Source organism: Caballeronia sordidicola (assembly GCF_000729995.1).
Taxonomy (GTDB): domain Bacteria; phylum Pseudomonadota; class Gammaproteobacteria; order Burkholderiales; family Burkholderiaceae; genus Caballeronia; species Caballeronia sordidicola_A.
The window spans coordinates 1-21,730 of the sequence record NZ_JNFG01000003.1 but is presented as its reverse complement, the minus strand read 5'-3'; the positions used below and the strand labels follow the sequence as shown (position 1 = coordinate 21,730).

The 21,730-nt window shown below is 60.8% G+C and carries 20 protein-coding genes; 12 read left to right on the top strand and 8 right to left on the bottom strand.

The features are described 5' to 3' along the window. Positions 1-73 precede the first annotated feature (73 nt). From FH08_RS0102175 to FH08_RS0102140, 8 genes are all read left to right on the top strand, one after another. A complete protein-coding gene (locus FH08_RS0102175; RefSeq protein ID WP_031356737.1) occupies positions 74-727 on the top strand; it encodes a DUF2291 family protein in 654 nt (217 codons plus the stop codon). After that, the gene (locus tag FH08_RS0102170; RefSeq protein WP_031356736.1) at positions 724-2,274 is read left to right on the top strand and encodes a sugar ABC transporter ATP-binding protein; all 1,551 of its coding nucleotides are present in this window, start codon (positions 724-726) and stop codon (positions 2,272-2,274) included. The genes FH08_RS0102175 and FH08_RS0102170 overlap by 4 nt, the downstream gene beginning before the upstream one ends. 26 nt (positions 2,275-2,300) lie before the next feature. Continuing rightward, positions 2,301-3,398 (top strand): ABC transporter permease, encoded by a 1,098-nt coding sequence (locus FH08_RS0102165; RefSeq protein WP_031356735.1) that lies wholly within the window; start codon positions 2,301-2,303, stop codon positions 3,396-3,398. A gap of 70 nt (positions 3,399-3,468) precedes the next feature. After that, positions 3,469-4,422: a D-ribose ABC transporter substrate-binding protein gene (locus FH08_RS0102160; protein WP_031356734.1), complete on the top strand. Its 954-nt coding sequence runs from the start codon at positions 3,469-3,471 to the stop codon at positions 4,420-4,422. A gap of 131 nt (positions 4,423-4,553) precedes the next feature. Then, positions 4,554-5,315 carry a triose-phosphate isomerase gene (locus tag FH08_RS0102155; RefSeq protein WP_031356733.1) on the top strand — a complete coding sequence of 254 codons (762 nt, stop codon included), beginning with the start codon at positions 4,554-4,556 and terminating at the stop codon, positions 5,313-5,315. A 40-nt stretch (positions 5,316-5,355) separates the two neighbouring features. Further along, complete coding sequence (locus FH08_RS0102150; RefSeq protein ID WP_031356732.1) at positions 5,356-5,808, top strand: RpiB/LacA/LacB family sugar-phosphate isomerase; 453 nt, start codon at positions 5,356-5,358, stop codon at positions 5,806-5,808. Between the two features lie 112 nt (positions 5,809-5,920). Then, positions 5,921-7,444: an FGGY-family carbohydrate kinase gene (locus FH08_RS0102145; RefSeq protein WP_031356731.1), complete on the top strand. Its 1,524-nt coding sequence runs from the start codon at positions 5,921-5,923 to the stop codon at positions 7,442-7,444. 37 nt (positions 7,445-7,481) lie between these two features. Next, entirely contained in the window at positions 7,482-9,209 is a 1,728-nt protein-coding gene (locus FH08_RS0102140) for a glycerol-3-phosphate dehydrogenase/oxidase (RefSeq protein WP_031356730.1), read from the top strand. A gap of 138 nt (positions 9,210-9,347) precedes the next feature. Here FH08_RS0102140 and FH08_RS0102135 read toward each other — a convergent pair whose 3' ends face one another. Together FH08_RS0102135 and FH08_RS0102130 are read right to left on the bottom strand one after the other, a co-directional pair. Further along, positions 9,348-10,037: a glutaminyl-peptide cyclotransferase gene (locus FH08_RS0102135; protein WP_031356729.1), complete on the bottom strand. Its 690-nt coding sequence runs from the start codon at positions 10,035-10,037 to the stop codon at positions 9,348-9,350. Positions 10,038-10,053: 16 nt separating this feature from the next. Then, on the bottom strand, positions 10,054-11,268 hold the full coding sequence (locus tag FH08_RS0102130) for a hypothetical protein (RefSeq protein WP_031356728.1): 1,215 nt from the start codon (positions 11,266-11,268) through the stop codon (positions 10,054-10,056). Between the two features lie 103 nt (positions 11,269-11,371). Here FH08_RS0102130 and FH08_RS0102125 point away from each other — a divergent pair, with 103 nt between their 5' ends. Both FH08_RS0102125 and FH08_RS0102120 read left to right on the top strand, forming a co-directional pair. Next, complete coding sequence (locus FH08_RS0102125; protein WP_031356727.1) at positions 11,372-12,142, top strand: DUF899 domain-containing protein; 771 nt, start codon at positions 11,372-11,374, stop codon at positions 12,140-12,142. A 34-nt stretch (positions 12,143-12,176) separates the two neighbouring features. After that, complete coding sequence (locus FH08_RS0102120; protein WP_235210264.1) at positions 12,177-12,968, top strand: DUF2182 domain-containing protein; 792 nt, start codon at positions 12,177-12,179, stop codon at positions 12,966-12,968. Positions 12,969-13,018: 50 nt separating this feature from the next. Here the strand turns inward: FH08_RS0102120 and FH08_RS0102115 are convergent, their stop codons facing one another. Next, positions 13,019-13,642 carry an ABC transporter ATP-binding protein gene (locus FH08_RS0102115; protein WP_031356725.1) on the bottom strand — a complete coding sequence of 208 codons (624 nt, stop codon included), beginning with the start codon at positions 13,640-13,642 and terminating at the stop codon, positions 13,019-13,021. A gap of 183 nt (positions 13,643-13,825) precedes the next feature. Beyond that, positions 13,826-15,541: a VRR-NUC domain-containing protein gene (locus tag FH08_RS0102110; protein ID WP_031356724.1), complete on the bottom strand. Its 1,716-nt coding sequence runs from the start codon at positions 15,539-15,541 to the stop codon at positions 13,826-13,828. Positions 15,542-15,901: 360 nt separating this feature from the next. On the opposite strand from FH08_RS0102110, the gene FH08_RS0102105 reads away from it, so the two are divergent. Together FH08_RS0102105 and FH08_RS52900 are read left to right on the top strand one after the other, a co-directional pair. Then, positions 15,902-16,792 (top strand): DUF4148 domain-containing protein, encoded by an 891-nt coding sequence (locus FH08_RS0102105; RefSeq protein WP_160172429.1) that lies wholly within the window; start codon positions 15,902-15,904, stop codon positions 16,790-16,792. A 141-nt stretch (positions 16,793-16,933) separates the two neighbouring features. After that, positions 16,934-17,038, top strand: a complete 105-nt coding sequence (locus tag FH08_RS52900; protein WP_200878702.1) for a potassium ABC transporter ATPase — start codon at positions 16,934-16,936, stop codon at positions 17,036-17,038. A 95-nt stretch (positions 17,039-17,133) separates the two neighbouring features. On the opposite strand, the gene FH08_RS0102095 is transcribed toward FH08_RS52900, so the two are convergent. The 4 genes from FH08_RS0102095 to FH08_RS0102080 form a co-directional block, all read right to left on the bottom strand. Continuing rightward, positions 17,134-17,988, bottom strand: a complete 855-nt coding sequence (locus FH08_RS0102095) for an urea carboxylase-associated family protein (RefSeq protein ID WP_031356722.1) — start codon at positions 17,986-17,988, stop codon at positions 17,134-17,136. 75 nt (positions 17,989-18,063) lie between these two features. Beyond that, complete coding sequence (locus FH08_RS0102090) at positions 18,064-18,768, bottom strand: GntR family transcriptional regulator (RefSeq protein ID WP_326928913.1); 705 nt, start codon at positions 18,766-18,768, stop codon at positions 18,064-18,066. Positions 18,769-18,793: 25 nt separating this feature from the next. Beyond that, positions 18,794-20,305 (bottom strand): amino acid ABC transporter permease/ATP-binding protein, encoded by a 1,512-nt coding sequence (locus tag FH08_RS0102085; protein ID WP_031356720.1) that lies wholly within the window; start codon positions 20,303-20,305, stop codon positions 18,794-18,796. A 124-nt stretch (positions 20,306-20,429) separates the two neighbouring features. Then, on the bottom strand, positions 20,430-21,230 hold the full coding sequence (locus tag FH08_RS0102080) for an ABC transporter substrate-binding protein (protein ID WP_051887691.1): 801 nt from the start codon (positions 21,228-21,230) through the stop codon (positions 20,430-20,432). Positions 21,231-21,730: the final 500 nt, after the last annotated feature.

Genomic DNA, 21,730 nt, shown 5'->3' with positions numbered 1-21,730 from the left:
TAGTGGTCAAAGCGAAGGGATTCACCACGTCCGCTTTGCATTTGCATAGTTCAGAAGTACGGGAGACAACCTCATGAGCACACTTACCCCATCGATGAATCGTCGCTCGAAGCGCAGCGTTCGCGCAGCCATCGCCGCAGTGCTGGTGGTGATCCTGCTCGTGGCGATGGCCTTCAGCACCAAGGTCGTGAAGATCGGGTCTGCCGGCGACGCGCAAGTGAAGACCTTCGATCCCGCGGCCTACGGCGAAGCGCAATTTCCAAAGACACAGGCGGCAATCGATGGCCGCGCAGTCAGCGCCGACACGCTGGCCGCGGCCATCGCCAAGGACCAGGACGCTGCCGGCAAGCAGTACGGCGTTGCAGGCGGCATCGGCCCTGAAATATCGGTCAAGTTCACTGGCGTGGCGGGCAGTGAAGATGCCGGGATCTATACCCTGAAGGTGCCGAACGTGCCCGACTCGGTGGTCATCCGCGTGCAGACCGGACCGGCGATCAACGGCACGGATCTGCGCGATGCCACCGGCACCATCGGCTTCGAGCAATTCACCAACCAGATCGACTATCAGAATGCCGGATACGCGATCAACACGGCGATGAAAAAAGCGGTCCTGTCGAAGGTCGATGCCGCCAAGCTGACGGGCAAGACCATTTCGGTTGTCGGCGTCTTCCAGTTGATCAATCCGAACGGCTGGCTGGTGACACCGGTGAAGCTGGACGTGAAATGAGCACTCTAAACGAAACCCGTCAAACTCAGCCCGTGGCCGACGAAGTCCTGCTGTCGGCGCGTGACATCGTCAAGTCATATGGCGGAGTGCATGCGTTGAAGGGCGTGAACTTCGATATCCATCGCGGCAAGGTCACCACCCTGTTCGGCGAAAACGGCGCGGGCAAATCGACCTTGATGAAGATCCTCGCCGGGGTCGAGATGCCGACATCGGGGCATATCGAACTCGATGGTCAGCGCGTTGCGTTTGCTTCGTCAAACGATGCGCGCGACCACGGTATCTCGATCATCCATCAGGAGTTGAGTCTCGCGCCCAACCTCAGCGTGCGCGACAACATCTTCATGGGCCGGGAGTTGCGCGCTGCTACAGGCGTCAACTTCGCCGAAGAAGCGCGGCAGGCGCGGGCGCTGATGGCCGATCTCGAGGAAGAAATCGATCCATTGACGCGCGTCCAGGACTTGCGCCTGGGCCAGCAGCAAGTCGTCGAAATTGCTCGCGCGCTTTCCGTTGAATCGCGCATCCTCATCATGGATGAGCCGACTTCCGCGCTGAGCGCGTCCGAAGTCGAGGTGCTGTTCAAGGTGATCCGCGACCTCACCAGCCGCGGCGTGTCGATTGTCTATATCTCGCATCATCTGGAAGAGGCGCTGCAAATCACCGACTACGCCGTGGTGCTGCGCGACGGCAGGATGACGGCTACTGCCGAGGCCAAGGATATCGACCTCGCGTGGATCGTGCGCAACATGGTGGGTGAGAACTTCGACCTCGGCTCGCCGCCGACAGGCTACGCGTTTGGCGACGTGGCGCTGGCGATAGACGATGTCAGCGTGGCCGACGACGCCGGGTCCGGCATTTCGGTGGTGGATCATCTGTCGCTCGAGGTGCGCGCGGGAGAGATCGTGTGCATCTACGGTTTGATGGGGGCGGGGCGCACGGAACTGCTTGAAGCGGTTGCCGGTCGCTCTCAAGTGTCCGGTGGAAAGGTCCTGCTCGAAGGCGAGGATATAGCCTCCCTGAGCATCGCCGGGCGGATTGCCCGCGGCCTCGTGCTGGTGCCGGAAGATCGGCAGCGCGATGGCCTGGTGCCCACTATGAGCGTTGGCACGAACCTGTCGCTTGCGAGCATCGGCACGTTCGTCAGGGGGATGCTGCTGTCCTTCCCCCGCGAGCGTGCGCTCGTCGATCAATCGATCCGAAACGTTCACGTCAAGACGGCTGGCCCGGGTGCACCTATCGGCTCCTTGTCCGGCGGCAACCAGCAGAAAGTCGTGATCGGCAAGATGCTCGCCACCCGCCCGAAAGTCATCCTGCTCGACGAGCCCAGCCGTGGCATCGACATCGGCGCCAAAGCCGAGGTCTTTCGCTTGCTCAGCGAGAGCGCCGCGAAGGGCCTGGCCGTGGTGTTTTCCACGTCGGAAGTGGGTGAATGCCTGAGCATTGCGCATCGCATTGTTGTCATGCGCCGCGGCAAGATTTCCGCAGAATTCGGCACCGATGCCACCAAAGACCAGATCATGGCCGCCTCCGGCGAAGCCGTGGCGATCTGATCATAGAAATGCATGGAGACTAGAACATGAACGACTCCGCCAAACCTTCCACGTCAACCCGCGCCAGCCGGTTCGGCGACGGTTTCGACCTGGGCAAGATGCTGCTCGAAGGGCGTGCGTTCTTTGCGCTGATCGTGATCATCATCGTATTTTCGTTTCTCTCGCCGTATTACTTCGCAACGGAAAACTTCCTGACGATGGCCTCGCATGTGGCCATTTACGGCATCCTCGCGATCGGCATGCTGCTGGTGATTATCAACGGGGGCATCGATCTCTCGGTGGGGTCCACGCTTGGGCTCTCTGGTGTGGTCGCGGGATTCTTCCTGCAAGGGGTGACACTGAACCTGTTCGGCGTCGTGCTGTATCCGGCGGTCTGGGTCGTGGTGGTGCTGTGCTGTTTGCTTGGCGCCTTTATCGGCCTGGTCAACGGCGTGCTCATCGCGCGCTTCAAAGTGCCTGCCTTCGTCGCCACGCTCGGGGTGATGTACGTGGTGCGCGGGCTGGCTCTCCTGATGACTAACGGCCTGACCTATAACAACCTGGGCGGCCATGCTGATCTGGGCAACGTCGGCTTCAACGGGCTCGGCTTCGATCGTCTGTTCAATGTTCCCGTCGGCGTCCTGATCCTCGCGGTGATCGGAGTCCTGGGCAGCATCATGCTCAACCGCACGGCGTTCGGCCGCTGGCTGTATGGCTCAGGCGGCAACGAGCGCGCGGCCCAGCTCTCCGGCGTGCCGGTGAAACGAGTGCAGATCAGCGTGTACATGCTTTCGGGAGTCTGTGCGGCCATTGCCGGGTTGATCCTTTCCTCGCAGCTCACGTCCGCAGGTCCGACGGCAGGCACGACCTATGAACTGACGGCCATCGCCGCGGTGGTGATCGGCGGCGCGTCGTTGATGGGGGGCACCGGCAACATCCGCGGAACGCTTCTCGGGGCCTTCGTGATCGGTTTCCTGTCCGACGGTCTGGTGATCATCGGCATCTCTTCTTACTGGCAGACGGTGTTCACCGGCGCGGTCATCGTGCTCGCGGTGTTGCTCAACGCCATTCAATATCGCCGCCGTGTCAAGCGTCCTGCGCCGACCGCTGGCCAACCCACTTCTCCACAAGGCGGCAAGGCTTGAGCCGCGCCACCGGTCCTTGAGAAGAATGTCTTATATCGACGTTATCACCAATCAAAAACGGAGACTTACCATGACAACCAAGAGAAGAACCCTGCTGCTCGCCGCCGTCGCCATCGCTGCGCCTCTGTTCGCCACGCAAGCTCACGCGGCGGGAGGGCTCGTGACCATTATCGTCAACGATCCCTCGAACCCGTACTGGCTTACCGAAGGCAACGTTGCCGCCGCCGAGGCGAAACGGCTCGGATACACCGCTAACGTCGCGGCTTCGAAAGGCGACACTAACACCGAGAGCCAGTTGATCGACACCGCCATCACCAACAAATCGGTTGCGATCATTCTCGATCCGGCGAATGCGAGCGGGTCCGTTGGTGCGGTGAAAAAGGCGGTTGCGGCCAACATTCCGGTTTTCCTCGTCAATGCCGAGATCAACCAGGAAGGCCTGGCCAAGGCGCAGCTCGTGTCCAACAACGCACAGGGTGCGGCGCTGGGCGCACAGCAATGGGTGAAGGACGTCGGATCGAAGGGCAACTACGTCGAATTGCTCGGCGCGCCGTCCGACAACAACGCCGCCACGCGTTCCAACGGCTATACGTCAGTGCTTAGCCAGTATCCGGACCTGAAGAAGGTCGGGTCGCAAGTGGCCGACTGGGATCGCACCAAGGGTTTCAACGCGATGCAGAGCCTGTTGCAAGCGCACCCGGACATCATTGGCGTGATCAGCGGCAACGACGAAATGGCGCTTGGCGGGATTGCCGCACTCAAGCAGGCGAACAAACTGTCGAGCATCAAGGTGGGTGGTTTTGACGGTTCGCCGACAGCGGTGGCCGCGGTCAAGGCCGGCGAGTTGCAGTACACGGTGCTGCAGCCGGTAGCCACGTTTTCCGTCAAGGCGGTGCAGGAGGCCGATCAGTTCCTGAAGACCGGCAAGACGGGCGCCAAGACTGAAAAGCAGCTCTTCGATTGCGTCCTGATCACCAAGGCCAACGTGGATAAGTACACCTCGGCATTTACGCTTTCGAAGTAATGCTATGGCTCGAACCCGCAGGGCACCGAAAGGTACCTGCGGTTTTTTCACGCTGCGCGCCGGGGTAGCGGAACCCACGCCGGCGCGACGCACAGCAGCGCCGGTTCGTGCATCCGATTGACGACATCATCATGACCCATTCCCCTTTCTGGATCGGTACCAGCTGGAAAATGAACAAGACCCTGGCGCAGGCGCGCGCTTTTGCCCAAGGTCTGCTTACAGACGTCGCCGACCCACGCATGCAGCGTTTCGTCATTCCGCCGTTCACCGCGATTTGCGAGGTCAAGGCAATCCTCAAAGACACGACGGTGAAGGTCGGCGCGCAGAACATGCACTGGGCCGATCACGGCGCCTGGACCGGCGAAATCTCACCGACGATGCTGGTCGATTGCGCCATGGACCTGGTTGAACTCGGCCACTCCGAGCGGCGCGAACATTTTGGCGAGACCGATGAAAAGGTCGGATTGAAGGTCGAGGCGGCGGTGCGTCACGGGCTGACGCCGCTGATCTGCATTGGCGAGACGCTTGCCGATCGCGAAGGCGGGCGAGCACCCGAAGTCCTGGCTGCCGAAGTTCGCGGCGCACTGGCTCGACTAAAGCCGGAACAACACGCTGCCCCGATCCTGCTTGCATACGAGCCGGTTTGGGCTATCGGCGAACACGGCATACCGGCCAGCGCCGACTATGCCGATGCTCGCCAGGCCGAGATCATCGAGGTCGCGCAAGAGATTCTTGGCCGTCGTGTGCCGTGCCTTTACGGCGGCTCGGTGAACCCCGGCAACTGCGCTGAACTCGCTGCGTGCGCACATATCGACGGGCTGTTCATCGGGCGCTCTGCCTGGGACGTCACTGGGTATCTGGACATTGTGGAGCGCGTCAGGGCGGTGCTCTGACCGTTCCGCATGCGTGGAATTTCAACTGAAGGAGATCTTCATGAAACTGGCAATTGCAGGAGATAGCGCGGGGGAAGGACTGGCCCATGTGCTGGCTGAACACCTCAAGGACCGCTTCGAAGTTTTCGAGGTGTCGACCAATGAGGCGGATCCGAAGGAGTTCTATGCAAACCTGTCCGACCGCGTGGCTTCGGGCGTGATCCGCGGCGATTACGACCGCGCCATTCTGGTCTGCGGCACGGGGATCGGCGTCAGCATCTCGGCCAACAAGGTGCCCGGAATCCGCGCTGCTTTGTGCCACGATACGTATTCCGCGGAGCGCGCCGCACTGTCGAACAATGCGCAGATCATCACGATGGGTTCTCGAGTGATCGGGACCGAGGTGGCCAAGACTATTGCCGATGCGTTTCTTGCACTGACCTTCGACGAGAACGGCCGAAGCGCAGGCAACGTGGCAGCAATTAACGAGCTTGATTCCAAATACCACGGTTAAGTATCGGCGGAATCATGCGCTACCGCCGGGCATGTTGAAGTAAGCCTCATTCTTTACCGCTTCCTGCGCTCCGAGGGACGTCGCGGCAGCATCACAATGGATCGGAGACACGATGGAGACATATCTGCTCGGCCTTGACAGCGGTTCGACCGCGACGAAGGCCGTTATCTTCGACACCGCTGGCCGTACCGTAGCCGTTGGATCCCGGCGCGTGGAGCAGCGGCAGCCGCGTCCGCGTCACGTCGAGCGGGACATGCAGGAAACCTGGGCAGCGGCAAGCGGCGCCATTCGCGATGCGCTCGAGCTTAGCCATGTGCCCGCCGACGCGATCGCGGCCGTCGGGGTGACGGGGCACGGCGACGGCTTGTACCTGGTCGACCACGACGGTGCTCCCCTTGGACCCGGGATCCTGTCGCTCGACAGCCGGGCCTTTGACGTTCGCGATCAATGGCGCGAAGCAGGTTTGTTGCCACAGGCGCTGGAATTGACCGGGCAGCAGCCGTATCCGTACGCCGCTGTCAGCCTGTTGAAATGGATCCAGGTCAACGAACCTGAGCGGTACGCAAAGATAGGCCATGTGCTCTTCTGCAAGGACTGGCTGCGTCTCTGTCTGACTGGCGTCGCGGCGACTGATCCGACGGAAGCCAGTTCCTCCTTTACCGATGTCCGCACGCAACAATACAGCGCCGAGGTACTGGATTTATACGGCCTCACATCTATTGCTCCCGCGTTACCGCCAATCGTGCCGTCCGGAGCAATTGCTGGACGTGTCACCGCACAAGCTGCCGCACAGACGGGCCTGAAGGAGGGTATGCCTGTTGCCTGCGGATTGCACGATGTCACATCCAGCGCCCTGGGGATGGGCAACACGGAGCCGGGTATTGTGTCGATTACGGCGGGGACATTCAGCATCAACGAGATCCTCTCTGATCGTCCTCAACTGGATCCGCGCTGGTCGTGCCGCAATGGCACACGTCCCGGCCAATGGATGAACATGTCGATTTCGCCGGCCTCGTCGAGCAATGTCGACTGGTTTTTGCGCGAGTTTTTCGCGCACGAAGCGGAACAGGCGGCAGAACGTGGATGCTCGCTGTTCGACCTGATCGGCGACGAATTGCAGGCTGCATTCGCCGAGCCGAGTTCCGTCATGTTCCATCCATTCCTGTTCGGTTCCCCCTTCGAGCAGCCCGCGAGCGCTTCGTTCTTCGGCATCCGCGGCTGGCACCGTCGTGCCCATATGGCGCGGGCAGTGCTTGAAGGCATGGTCTTCAATCACCGATACCACGTCGAAGCACTGACCAGCGTGCTTCCCGCGCGGCGGGTGGGTTTGACCGGTGGAGGATCATCGAGTCCCATGCTTGCCCAGTTATTTGCCGACACCCTCGGGATTCCTATCGATATTCCGGAAAATCAGGAAGCCAGTGCGCTTGGCGCCGCGCTCTGTGCCGGCGTGAGCGCGGGAGTGTTTGCATCGCTGGCGGAGGCCGGCATGAAAGCATGCCGCATTCAGCGGACGCACCTGCCGGACCCGCAACGTCACTGCCGGCTCACCGAGGCGTACAACCTTTACATGCAGCTCATTTCAGGCATGAACCCATTGTGGCCGGCGCTCGATCGCGCAGCCACCGGGTATTGACGATGCGACTGATGATGCGATTGATACGAGACAAGCGATGACCGAACGATCCCGCGAATTTTTTCTCGACCGGCTTACGCAACAGCGCCGTGTCAGCGTGCTGATTATTGGTGGCGGGATTAATGGTGCGGGACTATTCCGTGACCTGTCGTTGCAACAGGTCGACTGCTTGCTGATCGACAAGGCGGACTTCGCTTCAGGGGCGAGTTCAGCGCCATCGAGGCTCATTCACGGCGGCCTGAAGTACCTTGAAACCGGGGAATTTGGCCTGGTTGCCGAATCCACACTGGAACGCAACCTCTTGCTGAAAAACGCGCCGCACTTTGTATTGCCGCTTGAAACGGTATTGCCGATCCATTCTTACTTTGGTGGCATTGTCGCGTCGACGCTGCGTTTTTTCGGTGTCAAGTCGAAGCTCGCCGACCGCGGCGCGATCATTTCAAAACTGGGTCTCTCGATCTACGATTTTCTCGGTCGCCATCACCGGACCATGCCGCGCCACCATGTCGCGCTCAGGAGACGTTCTCTCCAGGGTCTTCCGTTGCTCGATCCTGCCATCAAGGCAACCGCCACGTATTTCGACGCACAGGTGACACAGGCCGAACGACTGAACTACGAACTGGTCGCCGATGGCCTGGCCGCTTGCGAGGAAGCCGCGGCGGCAAACTACGTGACGGTTGACCATGTGGAAGGCGACACGGTCTGGCTACGGGATCTCGTGTCGCAGCGGCTCTTTTCTGTGACACCGACCGTTATCATCAACGCTGGTGGCGCCTGGATCGACAGCGTGAACCGGTCGCTCGCGATCGAGCGAAAGTACATCGGTGGAGCGAAAGGATCGCACTTGATCGTGACGCACCCGGAGCTCCATGCGCAACTGCGGGGCCGCATGGTGTACTTCGGCTCGAAGGACGGCCGCATCTGTCTTGTCTATCCGTTTATGGATCGGCTGCTGATCGGTTCGACCGATATACGCGTGAGCGATCCCGACCAGGTTCGCTGTGAGGACAGTGAGGTCGACTATATGCTCGGCGTCTTGCGTGAAATATTTCCTCGCCTGGAACTGGATGCATCGAACATCACGTTCCGCTATAGCGGCGTGCGGCCGCTGCCGTATTCCGATGCCGCGAATCCCGGCGACGTGAGTCGCGATCACGTAGTGCACATCGATCATCTGCCCAATACCGCGATTCCTGTGCTCTCGCTGGTGGGCGGCAAATGGACAACCTTCCGCGGATTCGCCGAATCCGTCGCCGACGATACCCTCAAGCGCCTCGGGCGTACGCGCCGGGTCAGCACTCGCGACGAAGCCATTGGTGGCGGCCATGATTTTCCGCTCACCTCCGCGAATCGGGCTGCATGGATCAGCGAGCTTGCCGCGCGTTGTGGTCTTCCGGTCGCACGAGCTGAAACCTTGTTCACGCGTTACGGCACGAGTGCATCGGTCATCGCAGCATTCTGCTCGCCGATGCACGACGCGCCGCACGACAAGCCGCTCGCAAGCGAGCCGAGTTACACCGTGCGAGAGATTCAGTACCTATGCGAGCACGAAGCAGTGACGCATCTTGCGGACCTGCTTTTCCGCCGAACGACGATCGCGATCTCTGGCCAATTGACCGGCGCTTTGCTGGATGAGATTGCGGCGATCGCGGCGGGGGTGTTGGGATGGGACGCGGTCCGCACGCGGCAGGAAATCGAAGCGTCCCGCGACATCGCCCGGCAGCGCCACGGAATGGTGCTTCGCGATACGGAGCTTGCGCATTGACTCAGGAGCCTGAGATCGGACGAAGTCTGATGCGTGGATTGACGCTCGATGCACTGAATCCGTAAGGCGATCTTTCAAGAACGGACGAGTGCGCGGTCAGCACCAGAGTCCGACTTCGAAACGCGCCCACCGTTTGAACTACTCGCTAGTAGATTCGATAGGAACGCCGGCATCGCTGCCGGCCGCCGAGTCTCGGCGGGGGCGGCGAACCGCTCTTACCTTGCCGCTGGTTCCGCCGCCGCAGAAGAGTTGCTCGCCGCCATCGGATTCGAGCCCCGACACGTAGACTCCAGTCGGCATCTCGAGGCTTTCCAGGACCTCACCCGTTTGCGAATCGATATGTCTCAGCTCGCTCGCGTCATCTTCCCAAGTGCCGTGCCAGAGATCTCCATCGACCCATGTCACACCGGTGACGAAGCGATTGGATTCTATGGCGCGAAGAATCGCCCCCGTTTCAGGATCGACCTGATGAATCTTCCGGCTCCGATACTGCCCCACCCAAAGCGAGCCTTCGGCCCACGCGAGCCCTGAGTTGCCACCGCCATCGGGCGCGGGGATCGTGGCGAGCACCTGACCGGTTTTCGGATCGATCTTCTGGATACGATCGCCGTCGATTTGAAACAGGTGCTGGCCGTCGAAGGCCGTTCCCGCGTCGGCGGGGACATCAAGCGAGCGTAGCGCCGGGTTGGCGCTCGCCGGATCGAAGGCGTTCAGTTTGTCCCCGGATCCAAACCAGACATGCTGACCGTCATACGTGACGCCATGCACGCTATCGATACCCGGAAAGGGCCCATATTCGCGGATGATTTCTGCCTCTGCTCGTTTCATAGTGGCATCCTAATCATTAGTTAAGTGGTGCGGGGAGTAACAAGCTTGTCGCGAATCCCGGAACCGGCGGGGTCACCCAGCGACGTGCCCGCCCACGCCCAAACGACTGCACCCGGCCTTCTGCCGCAAGCACGTCGAGTGAACGTTGCACGGTGCGCTGGCTGGCTCCAAGCACAAGCGCGAGAGCCGAGCTCGTCCACGACTCGCCGTCGGCGAGGAAGACCAGCACTGCCGCATGTTTGTCTTCAACGGGCCGTGCCAGCACGACGACCTCGCGTGCGGCACGTGGCACCAGTACAAACCCTCGCTTCGTCGCGCTTACGCCGGCCAGCGTCCCGAGCACCGCACGAAGCCGTCCGACTTCAACCCGCAAGCGTGCGCGATGCGATTCATCGGCGTGTTTCGCCCGGAATGCCCGCGCGACGAGCGTGTCCCTGGGCACGTCTTCGGGCCAGGCTTCGCCCAGCGCGCGTGCGAGCGCGAACAATACCGGACGCCTCGCCAACAAGACCACGTTGCCTGTGTCGCGCACGATCTGGCGGCACGCGTCCACCACGAGCGCCTTCGATGCCAGTAACGCCTCGACATCATCGAGCAGCATGAGCCGTTCCTCACCACCCGAAATCACGCGCGCGGCGGGCGTATTCAGTATGAGGGATGCGCTTTCGACCTCTGCGGTGAGCGCAGGAATACCCGCATGCTGCGCGGCGTGTTCGGCCCGCGCAAGCGCAGCGCGCGCCGTCTTCGCCTGGAGGCGCCGCATGGCGATGCCCGCCACGACCAGTTCGTGCGCCACCCTCAACGCGGGCGGGAAGGGCGTGGGGTCCAGCCTGGCGAGCGTCTGTTCGGCCTCATCGAGTTGGCCGATCAGGAGCAGGCGCCGGACCGCGAGATACCTCGCATGGGCGGCGTTCACGCGATCGCCGTGTGCTTCGAGCGTCGCCTGCGCTGCGTCGAGCGTCTTCACGGGCCAGCCCAGGTCTCTCGAGGCGAGCGCGATCTCGGCCTCGGCGACGACACACCTTGCGCGGGCCACGGCTTCCTTCGGACCGAACGCGCGCGCCGCACTTCGCATGAGGGCCTTCGCTCGAACAAGATCGCCGAGTTGCGCCATCGCGATGCCTCGAAGCGCGAGCGCGGGCGCATCGTCGCGCAAGGCGATCCGGTTCAGCGCGCCGAGCGGGTCACCGGTGGCAAGCGCACGCGCCGCGGCCGCAACTAGTGGGTCCATGGTCTATCTGAATCCCGCCACACTTGTCACTCCCATCGTTCGATGCACGGTACTAATCTATCACCTAACGAACGACGAAGACCACCCAACGGAGGCAAGAACGATGACGACACACGTAACCGGGACACGTGAAGAATGGCTGGCAGCGCGGCTCAAGCTGCTGGGTGCGGAGAAGGAACTCACGCGGCGCGGCGACGAGCTGGCGCGGCAACGTCAGGCACTTCCGTGGGTCCGCGTCGACAAGGACTACCGGTTCGAGACCAATGAAGGGAGCGTCTCACTGGCAGACCTCTTCCAGGGGCGTTCGCAACTCCTCGTGTATCACTTCATGTTCGGGCCCGACTACACCGCGGGGTGCCCGTCGTGCTCGTCGATCGCGGATGGGTTCGACGGCGTTGTTGTGCACCTTGCGAACCATGACGTCACGCTTATGGCGGTGTCGCGGGCGCCGCTCGCGAAGTTGCAGGCGTACCAGCGTCGGATGGGGTGGACGTTTCCCTGGGCGTCTTCGTTCGGCAGCGACTTTAACTTCGACTTCAACATCTCGCTCACGGAGCAGCAACAGCGCGAGGGGACGGTCGAATACAACTACGTTCGCGAGGCGCCTGTGGTCGACATACCCTCGCGTACGACCCCCGACGGGGTCACTACGTTCGCGACCATGTCCGGCACCGACACGGCTACGTATGCACGCGAGCGACCGGGCGTCAGTGCCTTTGTGCTTGAGGACGGCGTGGTCTATCACACCTATTCCTCCTATTCGCGTGGTGTGGATGGCCTATGGGGCATGTACCAGTGGCTTGATCGCGCGCCCAAGGGGCGCAACGAGACAGGTGTCTGGTGGAAGCGCCACGACGAGTACGGCAAGCGCTGAGCGAAATCGCGGGAGGCAGGAGATGCCACAAAGCATGGTTTCCGAACGCGTTTCCCAGCGGATCTTCTTCGGCGTCTCTGCGGTGCTCTTCGCCGCCAGCGCGACGGTGACGATCGTCTGGTGCGCGTCCATGTCGGCGATGGGCGAGATGCCGATGCCCGGCGGCTGGACGATGTCGATGGCATGGATGCGAATGTGCGGACAGACGTGGCCCAATGCTGCGGCGTCGTTCATCGGCATGTGGGTCGCGATGATGGTGGCGATGATGCTGCCATCCCTCGCTCCCATGCTCTGGCGCTACCGTCAGGCCTTTGACAGGACAGGACCGGGCTGGATGACTGCGCTGGTGGGCATCGGATACTTCTCCGTATGGGCCGTATTTGGAATGGCCACCTTTGCGCTGGGCAGCGCGCTGGCGTCGCTCCAAATGCAGGTGCCTGCACTCGCGCGCACTGTTCCGATCGCGTCCGGCGTGGTCGTCGTGATCGCTGGTGCGCTTCAGTTCACTGCGTGGAAGGCACATCACCTTGCCTGCTGCCGGGTCACGTCGAGGCACGGCTGTATGTTGCAGGCGTTGCAGGCAGACGCCGGCACGGCCTGGCGACATGGCTTGCGCCTCGGGCTTCACTGCAGCACCTGCTGTGCCGGCCTGACGGCGGTCCTTCTCGTGATCGGCGTGATGGATCTGCGCGCGATGGCTGCCGTGACGGCAGTCATTACCGTCGAACGTCTCGCACCGGAAGGTGAGCGCGTGGCGAGAGCTATCGGAGCCGTCGTCGTTGTGGCCGGGTTGGCCATGCTCGTTCGAGCAATGGGGCTTGGATGAAGCATCCCGGTGTACGTTCGAGCGCGATGGCTCACGCTCTCAGCACTCGCTTACACCCCTACGCCAAGCTCAGCAAAACTGATCACTTTCGCGCTACAAGCCTGGGAAAAATCCACGTCATAGCTCGAAAAGAAAACCGTTCGGTCTTCACCCAGGGTCCTGAACAAATCAATCAGAACAGCGCGCGCGGGCGCATCGAGGCCGGCTCCTGGTTCATCCGCGATAACAAGCTTCACATCGCCCAACGCCGCCGCCGTGAGGAAGATTTTCTTGCGCGTGCCAAACGACATCTGCTCGAAACGCTTCTCCAAATGTGGCGTTAAGCCAAAGCGGTCCGCCAAGTCGAGCGTGCGGCTGTCGACGTCTGTTTTCCTGTTCGCTGCCACCCGCTCCAGATACTCGCGACCGGTCTGCAGCGAGTACGGCATGCAGTCGTCCGGCACGTATGTGAGCAGGGACTTTGCCGCGAGCGGGGCGCTACGCAGGGAATGCCCGTCTATCCATACCTCGCCGTGATCAGGTTCAATCTCGCCCGCGATAATACCGAGCAACGTGGACTTGCCGCTGCCGCTTTCATCGTTCAGTGCCACGCATCCAGTGCCGGCGCTATAACGCAATCCCTGGAAGATGACGCGCTCGTCGTATCGTTTACAGAGGTTCTCGAATCGAAGCATGGGTTGCAGACTTTGTCAGAAGAAGAATGGACGCGGGTTTATGGCGGATACCGATCGGCATCGTGCCGGGCGGCGAGCATTGCGCGGCAATTAATATTGCGGCAAGTGTAGCAGCGCAGGCAGGCGCGCTTGGACGGACAAGCCAGCGCGCCTGTGAATCACACGCGTGCGTCATCGACCACGTCAAGACTGCGTTATTAACTCGAAAGATTCCTGCGACCATTGAACGTGGACGACGCGCACCGGCATGCCGTGCTCGACGCAATAGGCCAGCCACCGGATCTGGTTGTCCTGCAGTCGATCGCCAGGGCCTTTAACCTCAATCATTTCGTATCGGCCTTCTGCGGGCCAAAAACGAATCAGGTCGGGAAAGCCTGTACGGTTCAAGCGAACGTCCTGAGCGAGCCGAACGAACCACTTCTTAAGATGCGCGGCCGGAATGCAACGGAGCGCCGCTTCAAGAACCTCGTTTGTGAGAAGGCGCCAGTGCACGAAGGGCGATGCCACCCCGGCCTTCGTCTGGAATGTTTGTCGAATGGCGTTCACATAGCCGCCATTGTCGAGCCGCTCCAGGCATCGTGTAAATTCCTCTCGCCGTGTTGCGTAGAAGCCGGGGGAATGCAGGTCCGCCGGACCGCGCTGGAACGGGTGAAAAAACGCGCCAGGCAGCGGCGCGAAAATCGCATCCCAGCAGAGCAATCCGAACAAGGAATTGATCAGCGCGTTCTCAACGTAATGCACCGTTGTACCGGGTTCGCTCAACGCGTTGCACACGATCATCTCGACCGGGGTGGGCTCGGCCGGCCGTGGCAGGATGAGATCGATGCGCTTGACCGGGTCCGGCCTGCGCATCACCTTCACCGAGAGTCCCAACTCACGGCGGAGCCGGGGCAACATCCGTCCTGCTCGTTGCGCTTCCTCTTCGCTTTCGGGGTCGGCTTGCGCCTGGAGCGCCAAATCGTGCGCCTCCTGGTGGCGCCCGAATAGTTCCAGGACTCGCATGCGTCGGTGCCGGGAGCCGGGAAAACGGCAGTTGCCATAACACGCCAGCGCAGCATTCCAGTTCCGCCGCCGTTCGAAGTGCTGGCCGATACGAAACAGAAGCTTTTGTTGCCGCGCGTCGATCCAGCCCTGCCCGCAGGGGAGCGCTTCTATCACTTGGATCATTGCCTCGAGAGAGGCCGCATGCTCGGTAGAATCGATTGCATCGCACGTCTCCAGATATTCCCGACAGGCATGAATCGTCAGGAATGATTCGATATCCTTACGGCTTTGAAACGCGCGGGAGGACGGCTGAATTGGGACGTGCTGATACCGGATAATCCCCAGGTCACTCACAACAAACTCGGACCAGGTTTGACGAAAATTACCGAAGAACATGAGTCTCAAGCGATCGCACAGTGATGCCACGTTCACGCGTACCACCTGATCATTCGATCCGGGCCACCAGTGCAAATAGGTGCACGCTGTCTGAAGCCGGCTGCGAAGCGTCTCGAGCAATTCGGACTTGCGCAGTTTCGTCGTTCCGAATGCATCAGGAAAGATATTCGCCAGTTCGCGCACGGTATGCAGGCGAAATATTTCGTCGATTGTCAGTGCCGGGTCGGGATCGACCCATCCCAACGCGTTGAGAGGACTGACGGCTTCTGTAGGGCTGCCTATCTCGTCATAGCCCAACGCGCTTACCCGGAACAGTGGCCCGGTGCGCATCAGCATTCGCACCAGCAGTGCGCGGGACGCCAGGGGAAGGGTAGGGAACGCTATCAGGAAAGCACGTTCGTCGTCGATCCACAGGTCGTCGTATCGATCGGCGAGCCATTGGAGAGCGAACTCGAAATTGTGGAGATAGTAGAAGCGCTGTTGGGATTCAGCCTGACCCGCGAATGTAAGGTCGTTCATGATAGCTGTATGAATGTACAGTTATTATCATACCGCCGAATTGCCTGCCACCGTTTGTCGTTCCGGCAGGATTGACGAGTGCAAACGACGGCTGTCGATAAAACGGAAGGAGAATTCCAATCGTCCTAACAAACAATCCGGGGAACGGCACCGTTTGGAGCCCTTCAGAAATTCTAACTTTGGCGGATAGCGGCTAGGGTTTGGCGCATCCAATCTTCCATTTGAGCGCGTAAGTTATAGTTGGCAAGACCGCAGCGCATGCGCGTTCCTTTTTGCGCTGCATCCATGCGAGTGAAGGTCGGTGAAGCCGATGTTATCCGGGTGTCGGATGTGCATTTCCAAGCTACGGGACAGACACTTATGTTGAGCAATCCTAAGAGGATACTCCTCGCGAGCCTCCTTCTCGGTGCCCTGGTGATCGGCGCATCTGTAATGCGGTCAGGCGAAGACAAACTGCCGCAGGCGCAATCAGGCTCGCAACGCGATGGCGCTTCCATTTCCGGCGATCCGGAGGATGGCTCAGTTGAATCCCAGATATCAAATCTGTCTTCAGCGAGCAGCCATTCCGACGATATCTTCCATATTCTTCGGGTGATTCGAGAAAACTTGAAGCGTAACGATCTTGCTTCCGCGAAGGTTCTCTCGGGGGCGGTTCAAACGCTTCACATGGACGATAGCCGCGCGCTCCCGTTCCAGAAAGAGTTGCAGGCGCGTGAGGAAAAAGCTGACTCAGTGCCGCCTGTTACGCCGCCTGACAACTCGCGCAATACGGCAAAGTCGAGTCGGCCTGCAACGCGTTTGCCTGCGAGAGCCGAACGTTCACATAAGGGCAAATCCCGGGTGCGCGAGCATGCGATGGGCACGTCTCTTGAGTCCTTGATCGGGGATACGCCACAGATCAAAACTCTATCGAATGGCGCTGTAGATGCCGAAGCAGCAAGCCCGGCCTTGGGAGCCGGAAGGAAAAATCCAGGTTCGCCAGAGGGAGCGCCAACCGCAGCCAGCACGGCACCACGGGTAGCGTTAGTTCTCGCGAAGCCGCGGGTCAAGGAAGTGCTGCCAGCAGTACAGCCTGTAGCGCCAAAGCCGCTTCCAATGCAATCCGATCAAGCTCCAAAGACGCGTGCCCAGGTGCGCGCGGAGCTGGCTCGCGCTCGTGCGGACGGGTCGCTTCCGCGTTTTGGCAACCCCAATCCTGCCGGACCGGGCGGCGTGCCGAGCAGTACCACGACGCAATTTGACAGCGAGTAACCGAACCGTGCTGCCATCCGCAATCAGTTCACGCGGCCTTTACCCCTTTTTGATAAGTCCCGTCGATCTCTTAGCACCTCGTTGACTGGTCCTTGCCTAGTCTTAAAGACAAAGACCTATCAATCCGTCAGGAGACAAATCGTGGACCTGCTTTTCATTGGTGCAATCATCGCCTTCTGGGCGGTCTCATTCGCGATGGCAATTGGCTGCGACAAGCTGCGCCGTACTTCGCATCATCGTGAATAGTATGGGTTGTGGCATTCGCAGATGACCGGCGCCATCGAGCGGCCCGCCCGATGGCGTCATCACCATTTAAGCAGAGGACATCCGGAACACGGCTCTCAGCAACAGCCGCCACGTCCCGATGTATCGAGCCGCATTCCATGCAGACCGCGGTAAGGCGGTACCTCCGGCGAACTCCATCCATCGAGCATCTGGGGCGCAAGCCGATATACCTCCACACCCAGCGGCCGGCATACTTCGAGCGGATCGCGCGCGTCCGGGCCCCACATCGGCAAGGACAAATCGCCGCCCGGGCAAGTCGACAGCGCGCACAACAGGTCGATCTCCGCGAAGAACTCCAGGTAGTCACCTTTCTTCGCCGGGCACGCCTTCATGAAATACTGGTCGTTCAGATTGAGCCCGGTGCACTGGAACACGTTCAGTACATCGTGCACATCGAATTCGGTGAGACCGTACGGTGCGATCGCGCGCGTCAGGTTCGAATGGCAATGGAAATCGAAATCTTCGCCGGTCAGCATCCGGTTCACGTACGGATCGCAGCGTGTGCCCAGCAGGTCGTGAACGCGGCCGCCATGTTCGTCGACTCCGTAGCCGGCCAGGCTGTCGTCGGTGATCGTCACGAGCGGCCGGAGATACGGCAGGGTCGACCACAGCCGGTCGAATGTGCTCACATGCGCCTGTTGCAACTGGCGCGTGCGTGATGCCCAGAAGCGCTCACGCGGATTGTGCAGGTTCCAGATGTTGAGATCCGCGACCTGCGGGCCTTCAATGGTTACGATCCGGAACACGTGTCCGGCCGGTACCTTCCACGCATAGCCGGAGCGGATTGGCACTACCGCCGAGTCCACCAGCGTGCGCGTTTCCTGCGCGGTGGCAACGCGCGTATAAAAGTCCCGGTCTACTTCGAGTGCGGAACCCTGGGTTACCTGATAAGCGGCAGGGTAGTTCAACATGGTTCTGATTCTCCTGAATGAATCGATGCGGGGCGCCAGGCCTCGCTCGCGAAAAGGACCCTGGAAAGAAGCGGTTCAGAGAAGGTCGATCAACGCTTCTTCGGAGCGGTCCAGGTAGTCGGAAAGTTTCTTGCTCGCCCGCTTGAGTTCCCCGGCCACGATCAGGTCGTAGAGTTCCCGGTCACGCTCGATCCACGGCAACTGGAAGCGCCGTTCGTCGGGTGCAGCGGAGAACAGCAAGCGCAACTGCGCGAGAATCGTGCGGAAGAACTGGTCGAGCAGCGCGCTGCCGATCATCTCCACAATGTGCTGATGAAACCGCAAGCTATGCGTGCCCACGCTTCGCCAGTCTTCTTGCGAGACGGCTTGCGCAGCGGCATCGCAGGCATCGGCCATGGCGCGCAGCACCTCAGGGTCGGGCGGGTCGGTCTTTCCCGGCAGCGCAAGCGCCTGCAGTTCCAGGGTCCGGCGGACCCGGAAGATATCGCGCACGTCGGTGCGTGTGAGCGTGCGCACCACCACGCCTCGATGCCGGTAATGCACGGTCAATCCTTCACGGCAAATCTGCCGCAGCGCCTCGCGAAGCGTATTGCGCGAGACGTCGTACGCCTTCGTCAGATCGGCTTCGGTGAGCGGAGTGCCGGGAGACAGGTCGCCGCAGATGATCTTGTCGCGGATCTGCGTGACGATGCGCTCGGTCACGGACTCTTCTTCGATGTGCTCGGTCACGGTCTTGTTCTTGGTCACGGCGCGGTTGAAATCGGTCAGGGAAACGGTCACGGAATCGGTCGATGAAACTGATCGGTCATGCGATCTGGAGGTCTTTGAGAAAGTGCGCAACGCGGGAATCCTTGTCGAACGCAGTCATGACGTGAGGCGCGGCATCCGCCACGATCGAGCCATTCTCCAGGAAGATTATCCGATCCGAGATCCGGAATGCGAAATTGATCTCGTGCGTGACGATCACCATTGTCATCCCTTCGCGCGCAAGCTGCTCGATGACTTTCAGGACCTCCGCCACCAGTTCGGGGTCGAGCGCGGAGGTCGGTTCGTCGAAGAGGACGATCGATGGTTTCATGGCCAGCGCCCGCGCAATCGCCACCCGCTGTTGCTGGCCGCCGGATAGCTGGTGCGGATACTTGTGCGCATGCGCGGCCAATCCGACCTTTGAAAGCATCTCCATGCCGAGCGCGCGCAGCGCAGCCTTTGAGCCACGAGCGTGATAGCGTGGCGCCAGCGTCACGTTGTCGAGCACGCTGCGATGCGGGAAGAGATTAAAGCTCTGGAACACCATGCCGATATCGACAATGCCACGCATGTGCTCGCGATGCGACACCGCTCGTCGTGCTCGGCTTGCACCCCATTGGAACAGCTTGCCGTGAAGCACGATCTCGCCCTCGTCGAGTGCCTCAAGACCATTGAGTGTACGGATCAGCGAAGTCTTTCCTGACCCCGACGGCCCGATCACCGAGATGACTTCACCCGCCTGCACCTTGAGGTTGACGCCTTTCAGCACTTCGTGCACGCCATAGCGCTTGCGCAAGCCGAGCGCCTCAAGCGCTACGCGACCGGTCTTTCCGACCTGCGCCGTTGGTGTGTTGATGGGCGCCGCCGGCTCAGCAGGACTGAACGCCGCGGGCTCCCTGCGCACAACGTCCAGGCGCAGTTCAAGCAGTTTCAGCGCGTACCCGACCACGGTCACGATCAACACGTAGTAGAACGACACTGCGAGCATCGTCTCCAGGACCTTGAAGTTCTGCGTGTAGAGCCGCTCACCCACCAGCAATATTTCGGCGAGCGAGATCACGGACACGAGCGAGGTGAGCTTCACTATCGTGATGTATTCGTTGACGAGCGACGGCAAGGCCACGCGAAACGCCTGCGGCACCACCACCAGCCGCTGCAGCCCGAGGGTCCGCAATCCCAGCGCGCGACCGGCCTCGAACTGGCCTCGGCCGATGGAAAGCAACCCGCCCCGATGAATCTCCGCTATATAAGCGGCTTCACTGATCGACAGCGCAATCAAGCCCGCCCAGAACGGGTCGGCGAGCACCATGCTCGATGCCGGGAACACTTGCGGGAGGTTGTACACGAAGATCAGCAGCACCAGCAACGGTAAGCTGCGAAACAGCCAGATGTAAGCCGAGCACGCCACACGCAATGGTGCGATGCGAGACTGCTTGCCGAGCGCCAGCAGGAACCCGGCCACGATGCCAATCACCCACGTCGCCATGCTGAGTTCGACCACGCGCCAGGATGCGCTCCAGAATGCCTTGTCGGCGAGTAGCGACAGGGCGTAGTGCCAGTCAAAAATCATTCATCTTTCTCCGCAGGGCAACGCGGCCGTTCAAACGCGCCGCGTTGTCCGTGACTGGTGTGGGACTGGTGTATGACGCCAAGTGATATGACGCTCAGTTAAATGACGCTCAGTTAAATGACGCTCAATTCGCCGCGCCGAGTGCTTGTGCGATTTCCGCGCCGGTCGGTTCGGCGACGTTGTAGCGCTTGAGCAGCGTGGCGTACTCGCCGTCATGCTTCATCGTGTCGAGCGCGCCTTTCACCGCAGCAAGCAGCGCCGGGTCGTTCTTGGCCACACCCAGGCCGACCACCACCGGGAACAGCGGCGTAGTCGATGTGATGGCAAGGCGCCCACTCATCTTGTCGACGGCCATCTTTGCCACGGCCGAGTCCTCGAACTGCGCATCGACAGCGTGGGCCAACAGCGCCTGCGAGGCTTGCGGCGAGGTCTCGAACTCGCGTACATCGATAGGCGGGAGGCCCTTCGTTGCACAGGTGTCCTGACTGACTTTCGCCAGCTTGGGAATCCACGAGGCGCCCTTGATCGAACTGACGCGTTTGCCGCACAGGGCTTCGGGCGTCGCGGGCACGAAACCGCTGCCGGTCAGCGCAAGGAGCGAGCCGCCGGTCTTGAAGTAAGGCACGAAATCGATCTGTTTGGCGCGTTCGGGCGTGACATAGAGCGCGGACGCAATGATGTCGATGCGCTTCGCGTTGATCCCCAGGATCAGGTTGGCGAACCGCGTGTCGACGAACTGCGGCTTGAGTTGCAAGTGCGACGCGAGCGAGGTCATGAAATCAGGATCGAGTCCGGCGGGTGTGTCGCCGTCCATGAATGCGTACGGCGGGTAGGTCAGGTCGGAACCAATGGTAAGCGTGCCCGAGGCGATGGTGGGCGGTGCCTGCGTGGCGGCGTTGGCCGCACCCTGCAGGACGAGCAGCATCAGACCTGTGAGCCCGGAAAGCAGGGCGCGACGCGGCGAGAAGGACGGACGATAGGCGTGCATGGACGTTCCCTTTCTGAAGAAAGGATCACTCTTGGCGATCCAAATTGTTGAACAATGTTAATAATATTGTTCAACAAAATAGGGATGTCAAGACTTTATGAAACGTCGGATGGAGGCATCTTTGATCGCCCGCGAAGTGCCGGTGAAAGCAGAAAATCGTGCGTTCAACGCCACTGTGGATCGTGTTAGTTGCGACGAATAGTGGTTTGGAGCTTTTAATGAGGACGCGCCGGATAACAGGCAGCGGACGGCCATGGCCGAGTATGAAAGGGTTTGGTCAGGAAATTTGCGCGACGGCGGAAGTGGCCCGTTATTCCCGTCGTGACGGGCCCAGTAATCGGGCGGATTTGGTCCGCTACTGTCTTGGCGGAAATACTCGGGTGGGGAGGGGCGGGTCACGAAAAGGCCATTTCCGGCTTTCTCGGAGACCGTACGCG

What these genes read in the sequence shown, in the direction of transcription:
- FH08_RS0102175 (WP_031356737.1), top strand. Translation starts at nt 74, where the DNA reads ATGAGCACACTTACCCCATCGATGAATCGTCGCTCGAAGCGCAGCGTT.
- FH08_RS0102170 (WP_031356736.1), top strand. Translation starts at nt 724, where the DNA reads ATGAGCACTCTAAACGAAACCCGTCAAACTCAGCCCGTGGCCGACGAA.
- FH08_RS0102165 (WP_031356735.1), top strand. Translation starts at nt 2,301, where the DNA reads ATGAACGACTCCGCCAAACCTTCCACGTCAACCCGCGCCAGCCGGTTC.
- FH08_RS0102160 (WP_031356734.1), top strand. Translation starts at nt 3,469, where the DNA reads ATGACAACCAAGAGAAGAACCCTGCTGCTCGCCGCCGTCGCCATCGCT.
- FH08_RS0102155 (WP_031356733.1), top strand. Translation starts at nt 4,554, where the DNA reads ATGACCCATTCCCCTTTCTGGATCGGTACCAGCTGGAAAATGAACAAG.
- FH08_RS0102150 (WP_031356732.1), top strand. Translation starts at nt 5,356, where the DNA reads ATGAAACTGGCAATTGCAGGAGATAGCGCGGGGGAAGGACTGGCCCAT.
- FH08_RS0102145 (WP_031356731.1), top strand. Translation starts at nt 5,921, where the DNA reads ATGGAGACATATCTGCTCGGCCTTGACAGCGGTTCGACCGCGACGAAG.
- FH08_RS0102140 (WP_031356730.1), top strand. Translation starts at nt 7,482, where the DNA reads ATGACCGAACGATCCCGCGAATTTTTTCTCGACCGGCTTACGCAACAG.
- FH08_RS0102135 (WP_031356729.1), bottom strand. Translation starts at nt 10,037, where the DNA reads ATGAAACGAGCAGAGGCAGAAATCATCCGCGAATATGGGCCCTTTCCG.
- FH08_RS0102130 (WP_031356728.1), bottom strand. Translation starts at nt 11,268, where the DNA reads ATGGACCCACTAGTTGCGGCCGCGGCGCGTGCGCTTGCCACCGGTGAC.
- FH08_RS0102125 (WP_031356727.1), top strand. Translation starts at nt 11,372, where the DNA reads ATGACGACACACGTAACCGGGACACGTGAAGAATGGCTGGCAGCGCGG.
- FH08_RS0102120 (WP_235210264.1), top strand. Translation starts at nt 12,177, where the DNA reads ATGGTTTCCGAACGCGTTTCCCAGCGGATCTTCTTCGGCGTCTCTGCG.
- FH08_RS0102115 (WP_031356725.1), bottom strand. Translation starts at nt 13,642, where the DNA reads ATGCTTCGATTCGAGAACCTCTGTAAACGATACGACGAGCGCGTCATC.
- FH08_RS0102110 (WP_031356724.1), bottom strand. Translation starts at nt 15,541, where the DNA reads ATGAACGACCTTACATTCGCGGGTCAGGCTGAATCCCAACAGCGCTTC.
- FH08_RS0102105 (WP_160172429.1), top strand. Translation starts at nt 15,902, where the DNA reads ATGTTGAGCAATCCTAAGAGGATACTCCTCGCGAGCCTCCTTCTCGGT.
- FH08_RS0102095 (WP_031356722.1), bottom strand. Translation starts at nt 17,988, where the DNA reads ATGTTGAACTACCCTGCCGCTTATCAGGTAACCCAGGGTTCCGCACTC.
- FH08_RS0102085 (WP_031356720.1), bottom strand. Translation starts at nt 20,305, where the DNA reads ATGATTTTTGACTGGCACTACGCCCTGTCGCTACTCGCCGACAAGGCA.
- FH08_RS0102080 (WP_051887691.1), bottom strand. Translation starts at nt 21,230, where the DNA reads ATGCTGCTCGTCCTGCAGGGTGCGGCCAACGCCGCCACGCAGGCACCG.